At 37.8% G+C, this 20,033-nt stretch carries 22 protein-coding genes and 3 pseudogenes; 22 read left to right on the top strand and 3 right to left on the bottom strand.

Annotation, left to right across the window (positions count from 1 at the left end; translation table 11 throughout):
* Positions 1 to 154: 154 nt before the first annotated feature.
* A pseudogene (locus BQ7344_RS16970) lies at positions 155 to 1,727 on the bottom strand (transposase).
* 689 nt (positions 1,728 to 2,416) lie between these two features.
* Between BQ7344_RS16970 and BQ7344_RS10105 the strand changes: the two are divergent.
* From BQ7344_RS10105 to BQ7344_RS10045, 14 genes and pseudogenes are all read left to right on the top strand, one after another.
* The gene (locus BQ7344_RS10105; protein WP_072522481.1) at positions 2,417 to 2,824 is read left to right on the top strand and encodes a single-stranded DNA-binding protein; all 408 of its coding nucleotides are present in this window, start codon (positions 2,417 to 2,419) and stop codon (positions 2,822 to 2,824) included.
* Positions 2,825 to 2,863: 39 nt separating this feature from the next.
* Positions 2,864 to 3,106: pseudogene (locus tag BQ7344_RS16030) on the top strand (ParB/RepB/Spo0J family partition protein); the annotation flags it as partial.
* A gap of 14 nt (positions 3,107 to 3,120) precedes the next feature.
* The gene (locus tag BQ7344_RS10100) at positions 3,121 to 3,864 is read left to right on the top strand and encodes an AAA family ATPase (protein WP_072522480.1); all 744 of its coding nucleotides are present in this window, start codon (positions 3,121 to 3,123) and stop codon (positions 3,862 to 3,864) included.
* 9 nt (positions 3,865 to 3,873) lie between these two features.
* Complete coding sequence (locus BQ7344_RS10095; RefSeq protein WP_072522479.1) at positions 3,874 to 4,170, top strand: hypothetical protein; 297 nt, start codon at positions 3,874 to 3,876, stop codon at positions 4,168 to 4,170.
* Positions 4,171 to 4,177: 7 nt separating this feature from the next.
* The gene (locus tag BQ7344_RS10090) at positions 4,178 to 4,582 is read left to right on the top strand and encodes a hypothetical protein (RefSeq protein ID WP_072522478.1); all 405 of its coding nucleotides are present in this window, start codon (positions 4,178 to 4,180) and stop codon (positions 4,580 to 4,582) included.
* A 135-nt stretch (positions 4,583 to 4,717) separates the two neighbouring features.
* Positions 4,718 to 5,695 (top strand): choloylglycine hydrolase, encoded by a 978-nt coding sequence (gene bsh, locus BQ7344_RS10085; protein WP_005347230.1) that lies wholly within the window; start codon positions 4,718 to 4,720, stop codon positions 5,693 to 5,695.
* Between the two features lie 38 nt (positions 5,696 to 5,733).
* A complete protein-coding gene (locus BQ7344_RS10080; RefSeq protein WP_072522477.1) occupies positions 5,734 to 6,414 on the top strand; it encodes a GTP pyrophosphokinase in 681 nt (226 codons plus the stop codon).
* Between the two features lie 35 nt (positions 6,415 to 6,449).
* On the top strand, positions 6,450 to 8,009 hold the full coding sequence (gene cls, locus BQ7344_RS10075; protein ID WP_014080824.1) for a cardiolipin synthase: 1,560 nt from the start codon (positions 6,450 to 6,452) through the stop codon (positions 8,007 to 8,009).
* 198 nt (positions 8,010 to 8,207) lie between these two features.
* Entirely contained in the window at positions 8,208 to 9,641 is a 1,434-nt protein-coding gene (locus BQ7344_RS10070; RefSeq protein WP_072522476.1) for a phospholipase D family protein, read from the top strand.
* A complete protein-coding gene (locus BQ7344_RS10065; protein ID WP_072522475.1) occupies positions 9,620 to 10,330 on the top strand; it encodes a response regulator transcription factor in 711 nt (236 codons plus the stop codon). Before BQ7344_RS10070 ends, BQ7344_RS10065 begins: the two co-directional genes overlap by 22 nt.
* Entirely contained in the window at positions 10,330 to 11,373 is a 1,044-nt protein-coding gene (locus BQ7344_RS10060) for a HAMP domain-containing sensor histidine kinase (RefSeq protein WP_072522474.1), read from the top strand. Before BQ7344_RS10065 ends, BQ7344_RS10060 begins: the two co-directional genes overlap by 1 nt.
* A gap of 31 nt (positions 11,374 to 11,404) precedes the next feature.
* Positions 11,405 to 12,469, top strand: a complete 1,065-nt coding sequence (locus BQ7344_RS10055; protein ID WP_072522473.1) for an FUSC family protein — start codon at positions 11,405 to 11,407, stop codon at positions 12,467 to 12,469.
* Positions 12,459 to 13,031 (top strand): CDP-alcohol phosphatidyltransferase family protein, encoded by a 573-nt coding sequence (locus tag BQ7344_RS10050; RefSeq protein ID WP_072522472.1) that lies wholly within the window; start codon positions 12,459 to 12,461, stop codon positions 13,029 to 13,031. Before BQ7344_RS10055 ends, BQ7344_RS10050 begins: the two co-directional genes overlap by 11 nt.
* Positions 13,032 to 13,081: 50 nt before the next feature.
* Entirely contained in the window at positions 13,082 to 14,446 is a 1,365-nt protein-coding gene (locus BQ7344_RS10045; RefSeq protein ID WP_072522471.1) for an MATE family efflux transporter, read from the top strand.
* A gap of 111 nt (positions 14,447 to 14,557) precedes the next feature.
* Here the strand turns inward: BQ7344_RS10045 and BQ7344_RS10040 are convergent, their stop codons facing one another.
* Positions 14,558 to 14,797, bottom strand: coding sequence for a DUF6061 family protein (locus BQ7344_RS10040; protein ID WP_072522470.1), 240 nt, complete (start codon positions 14,795 to 14,797; stop codon positions 14,558 to 14,560).
* Positions 14,798 to 15,156: 359 nt separating this feature from the next.
* Here BQ7344_RS10040 and BQ7344_RS10035 point away from each other — a divergent pair, with 359 nt between their 5' ends.
* The 3 genes from BQ7344_RS10035 to BQ7344_RS10025 are packed head-to-tail and all read left to right on the top strand — an operon-like array spanning position 15,157 to position 17,176.
* Positions 15,157 to 15,594 (top strand): radical SAM mobile pair system MarR family transcriptional regulator, encoded by a 438-nt coding sequence (locus tag BQ7344_RS10035; protein ID WP_072522469.1) that lies wholly within the window; start codon positions 15,157 to 15,159, stop codon positions 15,592 to 15,594.
* Positions 15,591 to 16,280, top strand: a complete 690-nt coding sequence (locus BQ7344_RS10030) for a radical SAM mobile pair protein A (protein ID WP_072522468.1) — start codon at positions 15,591 to 15,593, stop codon at positions 16,278 to 16,280. The genes BQ7344_RS10035 and BQ7344_RS10030 overlap by 4 nt, the downstream gene beginning before the upstream one ends.
* Entirely contained in the window at positions 16,268 to 17,176 is a 909-nt protein-coding gene (locus tag BQ7344_RS10025) for a radical SAM mobile pair protein B (protein ID WP_072522467.1), read from the top strand. The genes BQ7344_RS10030 and BQ7344_RS10025 overlap by 13 nt, the downstream gene beginning before the upstream one ends.
* A gap of 166 nt (positions 17,177 to 17,342) precedes the next feature.
* On the opposite strand, the gene BQ7344_RS10020 is transcribed toward BQ7344_RS10025, so the two are convergent.
* Positions 17,343 to 17,696 (bottom strand): cupin domain-containing protein, encoded by a 354-nt coding sequence (locus BQ7344_RS10020; protein WP_072522466.1) that lies wholly within the window; start codon positions 17,694 to 17,696, stop codon positions 17,343 to 17,345.
* Between the two features lie 143 nt (positions 17,697 to 17,839).
* Between BQ7344_RS10020 and BQ7344_RS10015 the strand changes: the two genes are divergently transcribed.
* From BQ7344_RS10015 to BQ7344_RS16190, 5 genes and pseudogenes are all read left to right on the top strand, one after another.
* Positions 17,840 to 18,172 carry a winged helix-turn-helix transcriptional regulator gene (locus BQ7344_RS10015; protein ID WP_072522465.1) on the top strand — a complete coding sequence of 111 codons (333 nt, stop codon included), beginning with the start codon at positions 17,840 to 17,842 and terminating at the stop codon, positions 18,170 to 18,172.
* 136 nt (positions 18,173 to 18,308) lie between these two features.
* Entirely contained in the window at positions 18,309 to 18,929 is a 621-nt protein-coding gene (locus BQ7344_RS10010) for an NUDIX hydrolase N-terminal domain-containing protein (protein ID WP_005334860.1), read from the top strand.
* Between the two features lie 48 nt (positions 18,930 to 18,977).
* On the top strand, positions 18,978 to 19,421 hold the full coding sequence (locus tag BQ7344_RS10005; RefSeq protein WP_072522464.1) for a GNAT family N-acetyltransferase: 444 nt from the start codon (positions 18,978 to 18,980) through the stop codon (positions 19,419 to 19,421).
* 225 nt (positions 19,422 to 19,646) lie between these two features.
* Positions 19,647 to 19,715: pseudogene (locus tag BQ7344_RS16025) on the top strand (ParA family protein); the annotation flags it as partial.
* A 46-nt stretch (positions 19,716 to 19,761) separates the two neighbouring features.
* Positions 19,762 to 19,998 (top strand): hypothetical protein, encoded by a 237-nt coding sequence (locus BQ7344_RS16190; protein WP_159431374.1) that lies wholly within the window; start codon positions 19,762 to 19,764, stop codon positions 19,996 to 19,998.
* Positions 19,999 to 20,033: the final 35 nt, after the last annotated feature.

Raw genomic sequence — 20,033 nt, 5'->3', positions numbered from 1 at the left:
GTTTTTTAGAGCTGACAGCACCAAACAAAAATATCCTGACAGTTACAGAGCTTTCTGGCTCTGCAACTTGTTCAGGATATTTTTATTTTGATAAATACTTTCTGTTTTTGGCCGCAAAAAATCCTTGTTTGGATTTTTTCAGCCGCATTTTTTTCTAGGCAGTTTTTCCTTCAAATTTTCTCAGTTTTTCGTATAAAAAACGATGATATTTATTTATATTTCTTCCAATAGCATACAGCATGAATTCTTTATATACCTTATCTGCCGAACGGTAATTAAAACGCCGGAAGTTCTCATTTTCCTTTATATCTCCAAAATGTCCTTCCGTCTGAATGGAATGTGTCTGGCGTTTCAGGATCCCGCGTTCACTCTGGATATTGGCATGCGATCTTTCTTTCAGTTCCTCCCATTGTTCATTGATCTTCATGACTTTGTTCTTTTCGGCATCTTTCTCCGCATCATACTTATACAGACAGCGCGCTTTATGTTCACATCCGCTGCAGTCTGCACAACCATATACCTCAAAGTTTTATATAACTGGATATTTCATTCCGTTTTAAATAAAGCAGATTTTTTTCACTACAGTACCCGCTGTCCGCAGTTACTTCTTCCAGAATACTCCCGAAAGCAGTCTTATGTTTTTCAAGGACCGGGATCAGGGTATTATAATCGGTGCGGTCGCTGCTTACATATCCATGTACGATATAATAATTCTCTACCGCGATCTGAACATTATATGCTGGCTTTAACTGTCCGTTCAGCATGTGATCTTCTTTCATACGCATAAAAGTCGCTTCCAGATCTGTTTTGGAATAACTGTTTCTGTTTTTTCCCATGATCTCAAAGCATTCTTTATATTCCATCAGTCGTTTTTCGCATTGTTCCAGTTCCTCATGCAGCTGTTGAAGTGCAGGTTTTCTTTTTACTTTTCCGTAAACGAATTCGATTTCCTCGTTGTCTGCGATCATCGTGAGATTGTTCTGGAGTTTCCGTATTTCAAGCGGTGAACAGTTATCGATCTCTATAATACGGTTATTTGAAAGCTTTTTATGTTTTACAAGCTTTCGTTTTCTGTTCTTTTCGATCACTTCCCGGACTTTATCCATCCCTTCGATCACAAACATCTGTGCATTTCCCAGCTCGTACTTTGTTCCATAATCATTCTCCTGCAAAAAAGAATTATATTTTTCAAAAAGCTGGTCGATAGAGTCCAGAAGTCCTGCCAGATGATAATTGATGCTTCCACGCCATACAAAAGTATAACGGTTCGCATTTGCCTCTATCTTTGTACCGTCAATAAAAAGTTCTTTTAATGTGACCAGCCCTTCTTTCTGCAGCCGCCGCATAAACTGGTAATTCAGGTCATCCAGGACATCAGATGTCAGCTTCCTGTTTTTAAAGTCATAAAAAGCATCACGTTTCGGTTTTTGTCCGCGCGTCAGCCAGATAAAAGCATGGTCTCTTTCACACAGATCAACAATACAGTCAACAGAACGTATTCCCCGCATATTTGCATAGGTAACTACAGCATACATCATAATTGGGTTGTACCCGGTTCTTCCCTTATCTGAACAATTGGCTAACAAGCCAGAAAAATCTAATTCCTCCATCACTTTTTTCAGGGTATAGACTGGATCGTCGTCAGGTAAACTCAATTCGAAGAAACTAAAGTTAATTTTCTGTTGCCCAAACTCAAAAAAATCGTTATAATAATTAGTTGTTAGCATAGTTACATTATAACATGTAACGGAGAGAAAGATGGTTGTCGTTAGCCATCTTTTTTCTTTTTTCAGATAAATTCAGAGAGGGTATGACTCGTTGTGAGCCATACCCTCTCTGCTTTGGAACTATCTATTTCCCGACAGCCCCTATTTTTTTGACTTTTACAGTTCTGAAAATTGTATCAAAAATTTTTTCAAAAAGATTCTTAACTAAATCCCCACCTTTTGTATTTAGGAATTGAGCAGGTCACACCATCATTTAAGTCGTGGCAGCTTGCGTACAATGACAACTTAATGAGCTTGCCAATTCGCCGGAGCTGCTGTAGAGAGTTCCGGATAGTCCGTAAGGATAATAGAAACAGGGGTCTGCATATGGCTTTTCTATGGAAAGCTGCGGATCAATAATGATACTCCCGATGATGCCGGTCAGATAAAGTGAGGAATCTGAAGACCATACACGATATGGCTGAGACTGCCTGCAATGGCGTGAACGGATTGGGTGAACCCTGAAATGGGTTACACATGTGAAAAGACAATCTAGCACTGTTTTCTGAAATGATGACAGCCCTGGTTATCGCCAGGGCTGCTGACAATAGAAGCTGTGCGGCAGATTGGTTTTTATTTCGTATCTGATCTGCCGTACTCTTGTGTTGCCAGTAAGGCAGCAAATAGAGTAAGAAAGGGGGGAAGGATGGATGAATATGGTTGTACTTATTGGACGTCTGGTGAGAGATCCCAGTTATAGTGAAGTCGAGACAGAAAAAGGAAAGTATCATATTGCATCATTTTATCTGGCTGTGCCGAGAAATTTTAATAAAGGTGTCAATTATATTAAAATTACAACTTTTGGAAAACAGGCAGATTTCGCAAGGGATTACCTGACAAAAGGAAAGCGTGTTGCAATTCTTGGTGAGCTGATGATCGGAAGCTATAAAGATAAGGAAACAGATAAAACGGTCTATACCACAGAGGTAACTGCAAGCCGACTGGAATTCGCTGACGGAAAAGATGCTAGTGGGAACACTCCGATACCTTTTCCAGAAGCAGATGCAGATGGGTTTCAGCATATCCCGGATGGATATGGAGAAGAATTACCGTTTTGATAAAGAGGGCAAAATGAATCAGGTAGATAAAGAACTGATGCACAAGCGATTCCGTCACTCTCACAGGCTCAGCGGATAAAGTAGCTGAGTAAAGAAAAACAGTTATCACTGGAAAAGATGGAAGAAATCATGTGTGAAGTTAAAAAGGGTGAGATCACAAGAGTAGCATTTACTAATGAGCAGTTACACAAGTATTTTCCAAATTCCTATACACCGGCAATGATGAAGCGGGAAATACTGGCATTGTTGAAATTATGGAAAAAAGAATCATGGGAAAGTTAAAGGAGGAAGAAATCATGTGTAAAGTTATATCCGTAGTAAACCAGAAAGGCGGCGTTGGAAAGACCACCACAACCGTAAATGTAGGCATTGGACTGGCACGAGAAGGTAAGAAAGTGTTGCTGATCGACGCGGATCCACAGGGAAGTTTAACAGCAAGTCTTGGATATGAGGAACCGGATGATCTTCGCATTACACTGGCAACGATCATGATGGATGTCATCAATGAAGAAGAAATCTCCTTGAAAGATGGTATCTTACATCACCAGGAAAATGTAGATTTACTTCCGGCAAATATTGAGCTTTCTGCCCTGGAAGTAACGATGGGAAATGTTATGAGCAGAGAAATGATCATGAAGGAATATATCGATGCGATAAGATGCCGATACGATTATATCCTGATCGACTGTATGCCAAGCCTTGGTATGATGACAATCAATGCACTGGTCTCCTCTGATTCTGTGCTGATACCTGTACAGGCCGCATATCTGCCTGTTAAAGGACTTCAACAGCTGATCAAGACTATTCTTACAGTAAAGAAAAGACTGAACCGAAAACTGGCGATTGAGGGTATTCTCCTGACTATGGTAGATTTCAGAACCAATTACGCAAGGGATGTCTTACACTGTATGCGTGGTAACACCACCAAAGTGAAGAACATCAAGAAATATTTATTAGCAGCCCTGTTTAATGCACCGTCTACGATGAACGGGTATTATCAGGCAGAGGTGAACCATGATATGCCAGGACTGGTAAGATAGGAGGTGCACATGTTTATTTTAAAATTTGCTGGGAAAATATTATTACTGCCAGTATGGCTGATCCTTTTTGTGATCGGCCTGGCAGTGAAGATGACAGTACAGACTTATGCGGTTGCCAGAGGGATTCTTGGGTTTATATTCACTATGTTGATTATAGCGACTGCATACTGTTACCATGACTGGGTACAGGTTGCATTTCTGTTTGCGCTGAGTGTAATTCTGCATCTGATCCTGTTTGCAGGAGTGTTCGTAGATACTGTACTGGACATGACAAGAGAACGTATTATTGATTTTATTATATCGTGAGGAGGATATGAAAATGAGCGAAAACAATGATTATATTCAGCTACCACCACTTAAAAAAGACACACCAGCCGATGTGGTAGCATTTATGTGGGAATACATGAAAGTACCGGAGGATTCAAGAGAAAAAGTTAAGAATCTGCTTAAAGATGCAAATGAAAATGGAGTAAAAATAAGTCATCAGGCACCAACACTGTATGATGTTGTTCCGAAAGAAGAAATTGCTGAATTTGAAGAGCTTATGCGCCAAACCATAGCTGACATTGTATCAGAAGCCAGTAGCGTTGCCTGTTGGGTGTATGTGCAGAAATATGTGAAGCACAAAACCCTAAACGAAATGCTGCAAGAATTGCCAGACGTAGGTCAATTCATCCTAGCTATGGATACCTGGTTTGAAAAACTGATGGAGAAATAATCTAGGAAAATAGTTTAAAGTTTACATGTTATGATCATGTATGAAGTTGGAACAAAATAAAAGAATTGTGCTATAATATTGTTCAAGAAAAAAACTCATTGACATATTTCAATCTATTTAGGAGGATAAACGATCATGTGTACAGCAGCAACTTATAAAACAAAAGATTTTTACTTTGGACGAACCCTCGATTATGAATTCTCTTATGGTGATCAGATAGTAATTACACCACGTAATTATGCGTTTAATTTTCGCCATGTTGGCGATATGAAAAATCATTATGCAATTATTGGAATGGCTCATGTTGCAGAAGATTATCCTTTGTATTATGATGCTATGAATGAAAAAGGAGTGGCAATGGCAGGACTGAATTTTGTCGGAAATGCTGTTTATGCCGCGATTAAGCCAGATGTGGAAAATATTGCACAGTTTGAATTTATTCCGTGGATTTTAAGTCAGTGTTCTTCTTTAGTTGAAGTTCGCGAGCTTCTTGAACGAATTAATATTGTTAATACTCCTTTCAGCGAGCAATTACCATTAGCACAATTACACTGGATCATTTCTGATGAGAATGAGTCAATTACGGTAGAATCTATGTCAGATGGTTTGCATATTTATGACAATCCAGTAGGAGTGCTTACGAATAATCCGCCATTTCCACAGCAGATGTTTCAACTAAATAATTATATGTATTTATCTCCTAAACAGCCCAGAAATACTTTCTGCGAAAATTTGGCTCTTGATGCATATAGTAGAGGTATGGGAGGATTAGGTCTTCCGGGAGATCTCTCATCTTCCTCTCGCTTTGTACGTGTAGCTTTTACAAAGGTAAATGCAATTTCAGGTGAATCAGAGGAAGAAAGCGTTAGCCAATTCTTCCACATTCTCGGATCTGTGGATCAGCAACGAGGATGTTGCGAAGTAGCGGATGGAAAATATGAAATCACATTGTATACGTCGTGTTGTAATGTTACAAAAGGTATTTATTATTACAATACTTATGAAAACCATCAGATCAGTGCAGTAGATATGCATGTAGAAAATCTGGATAGTGATAAAATGATTTGTTATCCAGTAATTCAAGGAGAACGAATCAACTATCAAAATAAATAATGTTTTGAAATCAGGGATGAGGTAGAAAGGAAAGTTCCATGACAAAAGATGAAGTAAAAAAACTCAGGATGGACAGTCCGGAATCACTACAGTTTTTAAATAATGCTACAAAATTTTATAATTTAATGATGATGTATCGTTGTGCTATTCGGGAGATACAAACTAAACTTGAGGTTTTGGATGATGAATTTTCAGTTGAGAACAATCGAAATCCTATTTCTTTTATAAAAACAAGAATTAAGCAGCCCAATAGTATTTACGATAAACTGCAGAAGATGGGATATGAATTTACAACAGAAAATATACAGACATATCTCAATGATGTAGCAGGCGTTCGAATAGTTTGTGCGTTTATTGACGATATTTATATGATATCAGATTTGATTACCCAACAGGATGATATTAAAGTTATTGAAATAAAAGATTATATAAAAAATCCAAAATCGAATGGTTATCGAAGCTATCATATGATTGTTGAAATACCAGTATTTTTTGCTAAGGGTAAAACACCTATGCGTGTAGAATTACAGATTCGAACCAATGGTATGGATTTCTGGGCAACATTGGAACATCAACTTCGCTATAAAAAAGGAATTGAAGAAATGCCTGGCTATGATGAGATAAGTGAAGAATTACTTCATTCTGCAAGAGCTATCATTGAAGCAGATAATGAAATGCAGAGAATAAAAGACAAAATTGGTATGTTCCACGAAATTTAGGGAGAAAACTGAGCAAATAGGAAGGTGGAATATATATGAAACAAGATACTTTAGAGGGCAAAGCAAAAACAAAAAATGGGGTAAAACGGCTGTGTTTTTCCATAATCTGCATTCTTCTAGAAGTGATTTTTATTATTACTATCGTAACACGCTTGAATGAATATGCAGAAATCATAAATTTATTTACAAGGATTTTGAGTGGGATCTTGGTTTTGGGATTGTACGCATCAAATAAGACATCCTCTATGAAAATGCCTTGGGTCATCTTAATTCTAATTTTCCCAATTATGGGTGTAGGCCTGTATTTGTTGATTGGTTTGAATGGTGGCACACATAAAATGCGTGAGCGATATGCAGAAATTGATAGCAAATTGTTACCAATGCTTCCGGACAGTCAGGAGTGTTTGAGCAGAATAAAAGAAACAATTCCGAAAGCAGGAAATATAGCAAGTTACATACAAAGAAATTCGCAGTATCCAATCTATCAGAATACGGATATTGTGTATTTTGATGAAGCAGTGAAAGGATTAGAGGCACAGCTTAAGGATTTGGAGAAAGCACAGAAGTTTATCTTTATGGAATATCATGCGATAGAAGACGCTGAAGCATGGCATAAGATTCAAGATGTTCTGGAAGAGCGAGTAAAAGCAGGTGTGGAAGTTAGAGTATTCTACGATGATATGGGTTCTATAGGCTTTATTAACACAGATTTTGTGAAAAAGATGGAGGCAATAGGAATTCATTGCCGTGTATTCAATCCGTTTATGCCAGGTTTAAATCTGTTTTTGAACAATCGTGATCATAGAAAAATAACAGTTATTGATGGAAAAGTCGGATTTACAGGTGGATATAATCTAGCAAACGAATATTTTAATTACACACACCCGTATGGACAGTGGAAAGATACAGGTATTCGTTTAGAAGGAGATGCTGTTCAGTCGCTTACGGTGACATTTTTGGAAATGTGGAATGCAGTAAGTGATAAGGATGCTAATGATTCTGATTTTAGTAAATACCTTTTCCACTATGATTATGCGGCACAGCAAACTGGGTTTGTTCAACCTTATGCAGACAGCCCTATGGATAATGAGCAAGTAGGAGAAGAAGTTTATATCAGTATGATAAATAAAGCTGAAAAATACTGTTGGTTTATGACTCCATATCTAATCATAACAGATGAAATGACGCATGCGTTATGTCTGGCTGCTAAGCGAGGGGTAGACGTAAGAATTATCACACCTGGTATCCCTGATAAAAAATTCATTTATAATATAACTCGTTCTTTTTATCATGGATTAGTTAAACATGGTGTTCGTGTTTATGAGTGGACTCCTGGTTTCTGTCATGCAAAAATGAGTGTGGCAGATGACTGTATGGCAACTTGTGGAACAATTAATCTGGATTATCGAAGTTTATATCACCATTTTGAAAACGGCTGTTTTATGGCAGATTGTCAGGCAGTTGTGGAAATAAAAAATGATCTGATAAGAACGATGGGAGAATGTCGTGATGTGACAGACCAATATCAAACCGGACGAAGTGCATATTTGCGACTGGGACAATTATTTATGAGATTATTTGCTGGATTGCTATAAGAATCTGATGAAACGACCTTTCAAAAAACAGTTGATTTAGAAGTTAACTGTTTTTGAAAGGCCGTTTTTGCTATATCTAACAGTCTGTTGTACAAAGAAGATTTTGCATGGATGAAAAAAACAAACCTTGTTGAGGTTAAATTGAGATTGACTTTGTATTGTATAAGTATGAAATAAAAAGAAATCAGGTGATGTACAATGAAAAAGCATAAAATATGTAAAATCCTTCTTGTTATACTGGCAATTTTTTTATGTGTGGCTTTTTATGAATTGCTCGGAATCTGCGTTGCATATAAAAAGCAGCCGGAAGTGTCCAATACAACCAAAAAAGAAACAAAAAATGAGTCGTGGAACGAATGCAGTGAGAATCCAGAACGGGCAGTGATCATAGAAAAGAATTCGGAAGCTCTTTTACAAAGAGTGCGATTGATTAAGAATGCAAAAAAGGAAATTATTCTTTCTACTTTTGCATTTCAATCCGATGAAAGTGGAAAATTGATTTTAGGAGCACTGCATGATGCGGCGGACAGAGGTGTACATATTCGTCTGTTAGTAGATGGAATGGAGAGTTGGATTGATATGGAAGGAAATCCGTATTTCTATGGATTATCTTCCCATGAGAATGTTGAAATTAAACTGTATAATAAGGCCAATCCGTTGAAACCGTGGAAAATGATGGGTAGAATGCATGATAAATATTTGATTGCAGATGGAAAGAGATATATTCTTGGGGGAAGAAATACATACAATTATTTCCTGGGTGATTTTCCGGGACATAAGAACTATGACAGAGACGTGTTAGTGGTTTGCGATGAACCTGAGAAAGAAAATTCAGTTAACCAGTTGTCAGAGTATTTTGAAACCATATGGAATCAGGAAGATAGTGGTTATTTTCATAACAATAAAAAACTGGCAAATAGAAAATCTGTAAAGAACGCAGTTTTAGAGCTGCAGAACAGCTATCAGAAATATTTTGAAGAGAATAAGGAAAAAATCTGCGAGACCGATTATACGGACGAAACTTTTGAGACAGAAAAGATTACATTAGTGTCAAATCCTATTCACACAGGTTCCAAAGAACCAGTAGTGTGGTATCAGTTGGGAGAATTGATGAAAAATGCAAAAAATCGTGTGAAGATCCACACGCCATATATTATATGTAATGATATGATGTATAATACATTGGAGGAGATTGCAGAGAACGTTTCAGATTTTTCTATCATGACAAATTCAGTTGCGAATAATGGGAATCCATTTGGGTCTGCCGATTATGCGAAAAACAGAAATAGAATCTTAAGTACAGGGATTAATATCTGGGAATATGAAGGCGGTTATTCATACCACGGAAAAAGTATTCTGATTGACGATGATCTGTCTGTAATCGGTTCCTTTAATATGGACATGAGAAGTGCATATCTGGATACGGAACTGATGCTTGTAATACGTAGTAAAGATATTAATAAACAGTTGGAAGAGGGCATGATGGAATATGAAAAAGTGTCCCGCCAGATATTAGAAGGCGGAACTTATAGTGATCCATATCATGTAGAGCCAATCGAATTAACAAAGAAACGTCAGAGAAAAATATTTTTGGTACAGCATCTGCTTGGATGGGCAAGGTATCTGTTTTAATAAGGAGGAAGGAAAACGTGTTTCAAATATTGATTGTAGAAGATGATAAAGAATTAAGCCAGCTATTCCAAAAAGTGCTTGAGAAGAATGGATATCAAGTCAAAAGTGCATCGGATGGAGCACAGGCATTAGAAGTATTGGATAAGGAATATATTGATCTGATCATTTCAGATATTATGATGCCGGTTATGGATGGCTATGAACTGGTGTCAGAACTTCGTTCAGCAGGATATCAGATACCAGTGCTTATGATTACTGCGAAAGGTTCCTTTGATGATATGCGCCAGGGATTTCTTTCGGGAAGTGACGATTATATGGTAAAACCGGTAAATGTGAATGAAATGGTTTTAAGAGTCGGAGCACTGCTTCGCCGTGCACAGATACTGAATGAACACAAAATTGTGATCGGTTCAACAGAGTTTGATTATGATGCAATGACGGTTACAACTGATAAGGAAAGTCTTGTTTTGCCTAAAAAAGAATTCCTGCTTTTATATAAGCTGGCAGCTTCGCCGGGAAGAACATTTACAAAACAGCAGTTAATGGATGAAGTTTGGGGATATGAGACAGAGGCAGACCCACATACGATAGAGGTGCATATAGGAAGAATTAGGGAGCGTTTTAAAGATAATCCAAATTTCGAAATTGTAACTATGCGTGGAATTGGATATAAGGTGGTGAAAAAATAATGAATCAGAAGAAAGAAAAAAGATTGAAGATTCGGTCCTGTCTGACTGGTGCAATCTGGCTGTCTCTCGTATTTTCAACAGTGATATCTGCTTTATTATTTGCATTTTTAAATCATTTCTTTAAGCTACCGGGGAGTATACCTGTGCTTGGCTGGCTTTTGATTTTTAATACACTGATCGCAGGGCTCATTACTTCTTTTATTAATGCAAAGTTACTGGAGCCAATTACCAGACTCAGTAAAGCAATGAAGGAAGTTTCTCAAGGAGATTTTGAACAGCATTTGGAAACGAACAGTCGTATAGCAGAGGTTGGTGAATCCTACCAAAGTTTCAACGTGATGACAAAAGAGCTTCGTGCAACAGAAGTGCTGCAGATGGATTTCGTATCTAATGTTTCTCATGAGTTTAAGACCCCTATCAATGCCATTGAAGGTTATACAATGCTTCTTCAGGGAGAAGAATTATCGCAGGAGCAAGAGGGATATGTAGAAAAAATCTTATTTAACACGAAGAGGCTTTCTGGGTTGGTTGGAAATATTTTGTTGTTGTCTAAATTGGAGAATCAGAATATACCAATGAAAAAAACGAAATATCGACTGGATGAACAGATTCGTCAGGCATTTCTTTCTTTGGAATCAAAATGGACAGAAAAAGAAATTGGCTTCCAGGTAGAATTGGAGGAAGTCAAATATACTGGAAATGAAGGACTTCTTATGCATATCTGGATGAATCTTTTAGATAATGCAATCAAGTTTAGTCCGGCAAAGGGAACAATTACGATGTTTCTGAAACAGGAAAAGAATTCTGTGAAGTTCATTGTGGAGGATGAAGGACCAGGAATCGAGGAAGATGTAAAGACTAGAATATTCGACAAGTTTTATCAGGTAGATGGTTCTCATAAGGCAGAAGGAAACGGTCTTGGTCTTGCACTTGTAAAACGGATTGTAGATAGTGCCGGAGGAACAATCAAAGCAGAAAACCGTGAATATGGTGGATGCAGATTTGTTGTAGAGCTTCCAATACAGAAAGATGAGGCCATATAAGTTTAAGAAAAACAGATAGAGGAGGAATTACATGACATTTTATCAGGAATTGCAGTTAAATCAGGCAGGTTCTAAAAATCTGTTGAAAAAGAGTGAAACAGTGAAAGAAAAATCATATCATATACTGGTATATTTGGTAAAGATAGCTGTTACAATGGCATTTTGTTTTTTATTTGTTACTATTTTCAGTATCTTATTTGGAAATGAGAATAGTATTGTGGGTGTAGTAGTTTTATTATGCCTTATGGTATTTCGGAATGCGGATCTGGGGATCCACACCGGACAATCTACGATGCTTTTGGCTTTGTTCTTTGTAATTATGACTGTATGTCCGCATTTAGCAAATCAGTTTTCACCGGTATTGGGAATGCTGTTAAATATTGCGGCACTGGCTGTGTTGATTCTGTTCGGATGCCATAATCCATTCATGTTTAATCAATCTACATTGGTTCTTGGGTATCTGCTGCTATATGGTTATGATGTTACGGGAAAAAGCTATCAGATGCGATTAGTCGGAATGGCTTTAGGTGCAGTTCTTACCTGTTTTGTATTTTATCGAAATCATAAAAATAGAACTTTTAAAAGAAATTTGAAAGATCTAATCCAGGAATTTGATATCACTTCATCGAGAACAAAATGGCAGTTATGCCAGATTATATGTGTACCAATTGTCCTTTGCATTGCAGAACTTTGCAATATGCCACGTGCAATGTGGGCAGGTATTGCAGCTATGTCAGCAATTTTGCCGTTTGTGGAAGACATGCAATACAGAGTCCGTAAAAGGATTGTCGGAAATATTGTAGGCGTTATATGCTTCACCGTATTATATTTTCTGCTTCCATCATCCATCTATGCTTATATAGGAATTCTTGGTGGAATTGGTGTAGGATTTTCAGCGCAATACGGCTGGCAGGCTGTATTTAATACCTTTGGCGCTCTCGCAATTGCTGCGGAAAGTTATGGATTAAAAGGAGCAGTTAGTCTTAGAGTGATTCAGAATGTTTTTGGTGTTGTATTTGCATTGGCATTTTGTGCTGTATTTTATTGGTTTATGTCGAAACAAAAGGAAAGTGATGTGACCGTACATGCAGAGTGAAGGAAGTCAGAAAGAAAATTTGAATAGAATTATTACAGTACCCAATTTGCTTTCTTTTTTTCGGTTTTGTCTGATTCCAGTAATTATATGGAGTTATTGTGTAAAGGAAAATCCTTTGTTAGCAGGAGAAATCTTATTGCTATCCGGTCTTACGGATCTCGCTGATGGATATATTGCAAGAAGATTTCATATGATTAGCAATCTAGGAAAGATTCTCGATCCGGTTGCCGATAAGCTGACACAGGCAGCAATGTTGATTTGCTCGTTTACTCGCTTTCCACATATGCTCCCGTTGATCGTTATAATGGCAGTTAAGGAACTTTATATGGCGGTTAGTGGATGCCTTGTGATACGAAAAACAGGAAAAGTGCATGGTGCAGACTGGCATGGAAAAATAGTAACCTTTTTATTATATGGAACTGTGGCTGTGCATATTATATGGTTCCACATTACACCAATGGTGTCAGATCTGTTAATTGGTTTGTGTGCTATAATGATGGTTGTATCAGTTGTTTTGTACATTATCAAGAATACCAGAACACTTAGGGGAGAGACTGCATAAGCAATTTGATCATATTGAGATGACTAGATAATATTTAGGAGAACACAGACATGAACAGTAAGTCAAACGCACAAGCTATGGAAACAGAAAAAATACCACGTCTTTTGGCCCAGCTTGCAATACCGGCTGTTGTGGCTCAAATCATCAACCTTTTATATAATATTGTTGACCGTATTTATATCGGACATATTCCAGGTGTCGGTGCCGCAGCATTAACAGGTGTTGGATTGTTTACGCCAATTCTCATGCTGATCAATGCCTTCGCCATGCTGGCAGGATCCGGAGGTGCACCGCGTGCAGCGATTTCTATGGGAAAGAAAGATAATAAGACAGCTGAAAAGATTCTTGGAAACTGTTTTGCAATTCTCATGCTTATGGCCGCAGCTTTGACGGTGATATTCTTTACTTTTGCGCCACAGTTACTGACGATGTTTGGTGCTAGCGATAAGACACTTCCTTATGGCGTGGATTATGCAAGGATTTATATTCTTGGAAGTATTTTTGTTTTGATCGTGATGGGAATGAATCCATTTATTACGACACAGGGATTTGCAAAGATCAGCATGATGACAACAGTGATTGGTGCTGTAATCAATATCATTCTTGATCCGATTTTTATCTTCGTATTTCATCTTGGAGTAAAGGGAGCTGCACTCGCAACTGTTTTGAGTCAGGCTGTAGGGGCAATATGGATCCTTCGTTTCTTGTCAGGAAAGAAGACGATTCTGCATCTTAAAAAAGAAAACTTTAAACTGCAAAAAGAAATCATCTTACCATGCCTTGCTCTTGGTATATCTACATTTGTCATGTTATCTACGGAAAGTATTTTGTCTATCAGTTTTACTTCCAGTTTGTCAAGATATGGCGGAGATCTCGCAGTAGGGGCTATGACAATTATTACCAGTGTTAGCCAGCTTGCAACATTACCATTACAGGGAATTTGTCAGGGTGGACAGCCAATCATGAGCTATAACTATGGTGCAGGAAATAGAAATCGAGTAAAAAAAGCATTTTTTACTCAATTTACAGTTTGTACAATTTTTACGGGATGCTTCTGGTTGATTATGCTTCTATTTCCGAAGATGTTTGCAGGTATTTTTTCGAATAATACAGAGTTAATCACGTATACGGCATGGGCGTTAAGAATTTACATGGCAGGTATTTTTTCTCTTGGATTCCAAGTTGCTTGTCAGCAGAGTTTCATGGCATTGGGCCAGGCAAAAGTTAGTTTATTACTTGCCTGCTTAAGAAAATTGATTCTGTTGATTCCGTTGATTTTTATCCTGCCGCATTTTATCCAGAATAAAGTATTTGCGGTATTTTTGGCTGAGCCAATCAGTGATATTTTGGCAGCGATAATAACAACTTCAACGTTCTTTAGTCGGTTTAATAAAATTTTAGATAGAAAATACTGACCTTATTAATCTTCTCATAGAGGACGACAAAGAAAAGCTCCATGGAATCTATAAAACAAGCACCAAATGACTTGTAATGTCATTTGGTGCTTGTTTTGACTTAAGAATTATTTACCATAGTTCCAACGAATCTTCCGCATCTATCCACATCTGCATAGTACCGTCAAGATAAAGTCGAGCATACTTCACAGGATTGTCTATTGCCAAAGCATTCAAGGCACACTCTGAATTAGGTGTTGTCTTTAATCCTTCCTCTGCCTTTGCACAATCAATCCGAAGAATATATCCGGCATAAGTGCATATATCAATGCTGTTATGATAAATGTTGTAATCTGCATATATTATGTTCATTAAACCAATCCTCTTTTCTGTAAAATTCAAAAAGCATTTCAAGCAGTTCACACAGTCCGTTCATATTATGCTATAATGTGTTATTCGATTTTGCTTCCCTTATTTTTTCCCTTACGAGGGTTCGTAAAGCCTTGTGAAACGATATAACACAAGGGAATACCTAAGGGAAAGCTCACCTACAGAAAAGTTAGTGTTTATAAGGGTTAGCGGGGAGTTTATTAATAAAATATAACAGCTAATGAAACCCTTAAATTAAGTGATTATACAATCGGAGTTTACTTCTACTTAGACATACAAACTGTTGACAGTAAAACTCCTATATAGTATTATTTGATAAAATACTATATAGGAGTTTTTGTGTGAAAATGAATGGCGGATTTCTTGTTACCAAAATAAAACAACTTGGAGATCGAATCTTTGAGAAGATTCTCAGCGAAAAGAATATTGATGCGTTTAACGGAGCCCAGGGGCGTATTCTTTATGTACTGTGGCAGGAAGATGGAATCTCAATCAGGTCACTCTCGATTAAATGTGGATTAGCGATAACTTCTCTTACTACGATGCTGGAAAGAATGGAAAATCAAGGGCTGCTAAGACGCGTTCAGTCTGAAACGGACAAAAGGAAAACACTCCTGTTTCTGACTGAAAAAGCACATGCCTTAAAGGACGAATACGATTCTGTATCTGATAAAATGGGCAGTATTTACTACAAAGGTTTTTCGGAGGAAGAAATTACCCAGTTTGAGGAATGCCTCGACCGTATCAGAAAGAATCTTGAGGAGTGGCAGAAATCATGAATATTTGTATCAAAGATCAGATTCAAAACATGAATATCGTCATCGGATGTACAGTGGGGTGTGCATATTGCTATGCCCGCAATAATGTGAAACGCTGGCATATGATTGATGACTTTGCTGACCCTGAATTCTTTCCGGGTAAGCTCAAGATGATGGAAAAGAAACGTCCGCAGAACTTTCTTCTTACCGGCATGAGTGATCTTTCCGGCTGGAAGTCAGAATGGAGAGACGAGGTATTTGAAAAAATCCGTGAAAATCCACAGCATCAGTTCCTGTTCCTTACAAAGCGACCAGATCTGCTGGATTTTGATACAGATTTGGAAAACGCATGGTTTGGTGTTACGGTGACGAGAAAAGCAGAACTGTGGCGTATTGACGCACTACGGGAAAATGTCAGAGCAAAACACTATCATGTTACCTTTGAGCCGCTATTCGACAATCCAGGTTCAGTTGATCTTTCCGGGATTAACTGGATCGTTGTCGGCACCATGACTGGAGTTCAGAGCAGGAAGGTTCATACGGAGCCGGAGTGGGCATGGTCTCTGACAGATCAGGCGCATGTGCTTGACATTCCGGTATTTATGAAGGAAGATCTTGTCCCTATCATAGGGAATGAAAATATGATTCAGGAAATGCCGGATGAATTCAATAAAGTGTTGGAGGTACAGAGATCATGGCAGAAGTAATAAATGGAATCCTCATTCGTGAGGTGGAAACAAAGAACATCATGACCAAGTCCAGTCTGCCTGTAGGCGGTTACTCGGTCAATCCATATGTAGGCTGTACACACGCCTGCAAGTATTGCTATGCTTCTTTTATGAAGCGCTTTACCGGACACAAGGAGGAATGGGGCACTTTCCTTGATGTGAAGCATTGGCCGGAAATTAAGAATCTGAAGAAATATGCCGGACAACGGGTGGTCATCGGTTCTGTGACAGATGGCTACAATCCACAGGAGAAGCAATTCGGGAATACCAGAAAACTTCTGGAGCAGCTGATCGGCAGTGACGCAGATATTCTGATCTGCACAAAATCGGATCTTGTGGCACGGGATATTGATCTGCTGAAGAAGCTTGGACGAGTAACCGTTTCATGGTCGATCAACACACTAGATGAAAAATTCAAGAACGATATGGACTCTGCTTCTAGCATTGAGTGCCGTATCGCTGCTATGAAGCAGGTATATGAAGCAGGTATCCGTACAGTCTGTTTCGTATCCCCGGTATTCCCCGGTATCACGGATTTTGAAGCAATCTTTGAGAGGGTAAAGGATCAGTGCGATCTGTTCTGGCTCGAAAATCTCAATCTTCGAGGCAGTTTCAAAAAGACAATTATGGATTATATCGCCGAAAAATATCCTGATCTTGTACCGCTTTACGATGAGATCTATAACAAGCATAACCGCAGCTACTTTGAAGCGCTTGAAGTAAAAGCTACGGAAATGGCTAAGAAGTATGATTGTCCTTTTGTGGATAATGAAATGCCTTATGGCAGAGTCCCGCAGGGACATCCGGTGATCGTGGATTATTTCTATCATGAGGAAATCCGAGGGACAGAAAATACCGGAAAAAGAAATCGTTAATCTAAACGAAAATTAAACTGATGATGGTGGAGAGATTTATTTATCGCCATTTGAAATCGAGAAGTTCTTGTTTGAAAAATAGAGAAATTGTAAAATTGAAGAAAAAAGAAATGCACAGTTCTTAGCTTATCGGGAACTGTGCATTTTTGTAAATAAATACTTTTAATTAGCCGATTAGGACGTCCTCTGCTGTAAAATGTTCCAGAGAATTTTCTTTTACCTGTATGCAGATATAAGTAATTCCGGAAATATCGGATGCAAAAAACTGACGCTTTGCAGCAGGTGCGATTTTTAGCCAGTCTCCAGTTGAAAGGCTGATTTCTTCTCCATCAATTATGGCTTTGCCGTTACCTGAAAGAATTCCATAGATTTCTTCATTTTCTTTATGAGAATGAACAAATGGGACATTTGCTCCTGCAGGTAGTTCGTTTAAACTGATTTCTGCACCTGTTAAAGACAACTTTTCATGCAGCTCAATTCGGTTTTCCTTTCCAATAGTTGTTTTTGTGTAATTTGCCATAATAATACCTCCATAGTTAATTTGTAGTTTCTGGCTGCTTGGTATTAGTATAGTGTGAGACACATACAAAAACAAGTACGCACCTTTTTTGTAACTGCACACTTAAAATTGAATGTGTTACAATAGACTCGGAGGTGAGAATTATGCGAGCAAAAGAAGAATTACCGGAATGCCCAGTTGCAACAGCGGTATCTCTCATCGGAGGAAAATGGAAACTGCTGATTTTGCGTAACTTGAAAGAGCGCCCATGGAGATTCAATGAGCTACAACGAAGTATAGATGGTATTTCACAAAAGGTTTTGACAGATAGTTTAAGACAAATGATGAGTGATGGACTGGCATATCGCCACGATTACCATGAGCAGCCACCGAGAGTTGAATACGGATTAACGGAACTCGGAACAAAAATGCTTCCAATTGTTAATTCACTTGCTGACTTTGGTAACTACTATAAATCACTTATTGAACAGAATTAAGTACGTTAGTATTTGAAAAGCTCGAACAATCGGAATTGACCGAGCTCTTAGAGCGAGGGATGCTTCTTGTCCGAAGGGCAAGAAGATGGAGGTTAGAAAGAGTTTAACAACTCGGAATTTAAAGGAGCGATAATCTATGAATAAAAACGAACAATGGCTAAAATGGGCAGTAGAATTACAAGCTATTGCTCAGGGTGGTTTGTTTTATGGAAAGGACAAATTTGATATAGAACGATATGAAAGAATCCGAGAAATTTCTGCTGAAATGATAAGCTATAAAACTGAAATATCTACAGAAAAAGTTCAAAATTTATTTTGCAGTGATGTAGGATATCAGACTCCTAAAATAGATACAAGGGCTGCGATTTTTAAAGATGGGAAAATATTATTGGTTCATGAAGCAAATGGTACTTGGTCATTACCGGGAGGTTGGTGTGATGTTGATATTTCCGTAGAGGAGAATACAATAAAGGAGGTCAAAGAGGAATCAGGACTTGATGTTACTGTAAAACGTGTGATTGCTGTTCAAGATAGGGAGAAACATAATCTTCCAATATATGCGTATAAAGTATGTAAGATTTTTATGCAATGTGAAGTAACGGGCGGTCAATTTAAAACGAATATTGAAACAACAGGTTTTGATTATTTTGGAATTGATGAGCTTCCAGAACTTGCAGAAGAAAAGAATAATAAAGAACAAATTGCGATGTGTTTTAATGCAATGCAATCAGAAAAATGGGAAGCTTTATTTGATTGACTTCCGGTTTTCTAAACTGACAACTTCAAGTTTGACGGAGTAATAGATATGAAAATCCGAGAAGTGAATGAGAATAAAAAGCAATTTATAGCATTATTGTTATTAGCTGATGAGCAGGAAAATATGATTGATCACTATCTTGAAAAAAGTACTATGTATGTACTTGAAGATGGTAATGTAAAAGCTGAATGTGTTGTTACCGATGAAGGTAATGGAATACTTGAAATCAAGAATATCGCAGTCGATCCGAAAAGTCAGGGAAAGGGCTATGGCAAAGCACTAATTGATTTTCTTGCCAGTAAATATGCAGATGAATATTCTGTTTTGCAAGTTGGAACAGGTGACAGTCCATTGACGATACCATTTTATGAAAAATGTGGATTTGTCCGTTCTCACAAGATTCCCAATTTCTTTACTGACAATTATGACCACCCAATTTATGAGGGCGGCGTACAGTTGATAGATATGATATATTTGCAAAGATGTTTATAACTTCAAGTTTTTTAAACTAAAGAATTTATAATTTTGAGGGAAATAATGATTTCGTTATGGCGATGGCAATGTAACTAGTAGCTGGGATAAGGTCACTACTTTCTATAATAAGCAAGGTAAAAAGCTATTTAAATTCGGTCTGGCTTATGATAATGTTCAGTTGTTGGTGAAAGAAGTAAAAAATACGCAAAAAAGTATTTCAAATCAGAAAAGGAGGACGCACCTATGTCAAATTGCAAAGTGATTGCTCTGACCAATCAAAAAGGTGGCGTGGGAAAGACAACCACAGCACTCATGAAATCGCCAGGTATCTGAAGATTACCGAAAAGGCAGTTTACAGGTGCATGGACAGGCTGAAAGAAAAAGTGAAGAAGATCTTCGAGTAATTCATGATAATCACAAAGCAGGGTGTGAGAACAAACTCCACCCTGCTTATCATTTATTAGAAAAAAGGAAACTTTTGTCAAAACCAGTATTTAAAAATTTTATCAGTAATAAAGTGCAGAATGATGTTTGGATTGCAGTTTTTATGCAACTATTTCTTGTTGCTATTGACAAAACCTTTTTCAGAGATTAAAATTATAACAGTGTTATATAGCGCTGTTATATAGG

Origin of the sequence: Blautia sp. Marseille-P3087 (assembly GCF_900120195.1) — a bacterium.
Lineage (GTDB): Bacteria > Bacillota > Clostridia > Lachnospirales > Lachnospiraceae > Blautia_A.
This window is presented reverse-complemented; position numbering and strand designations above follow the sequence as displayed.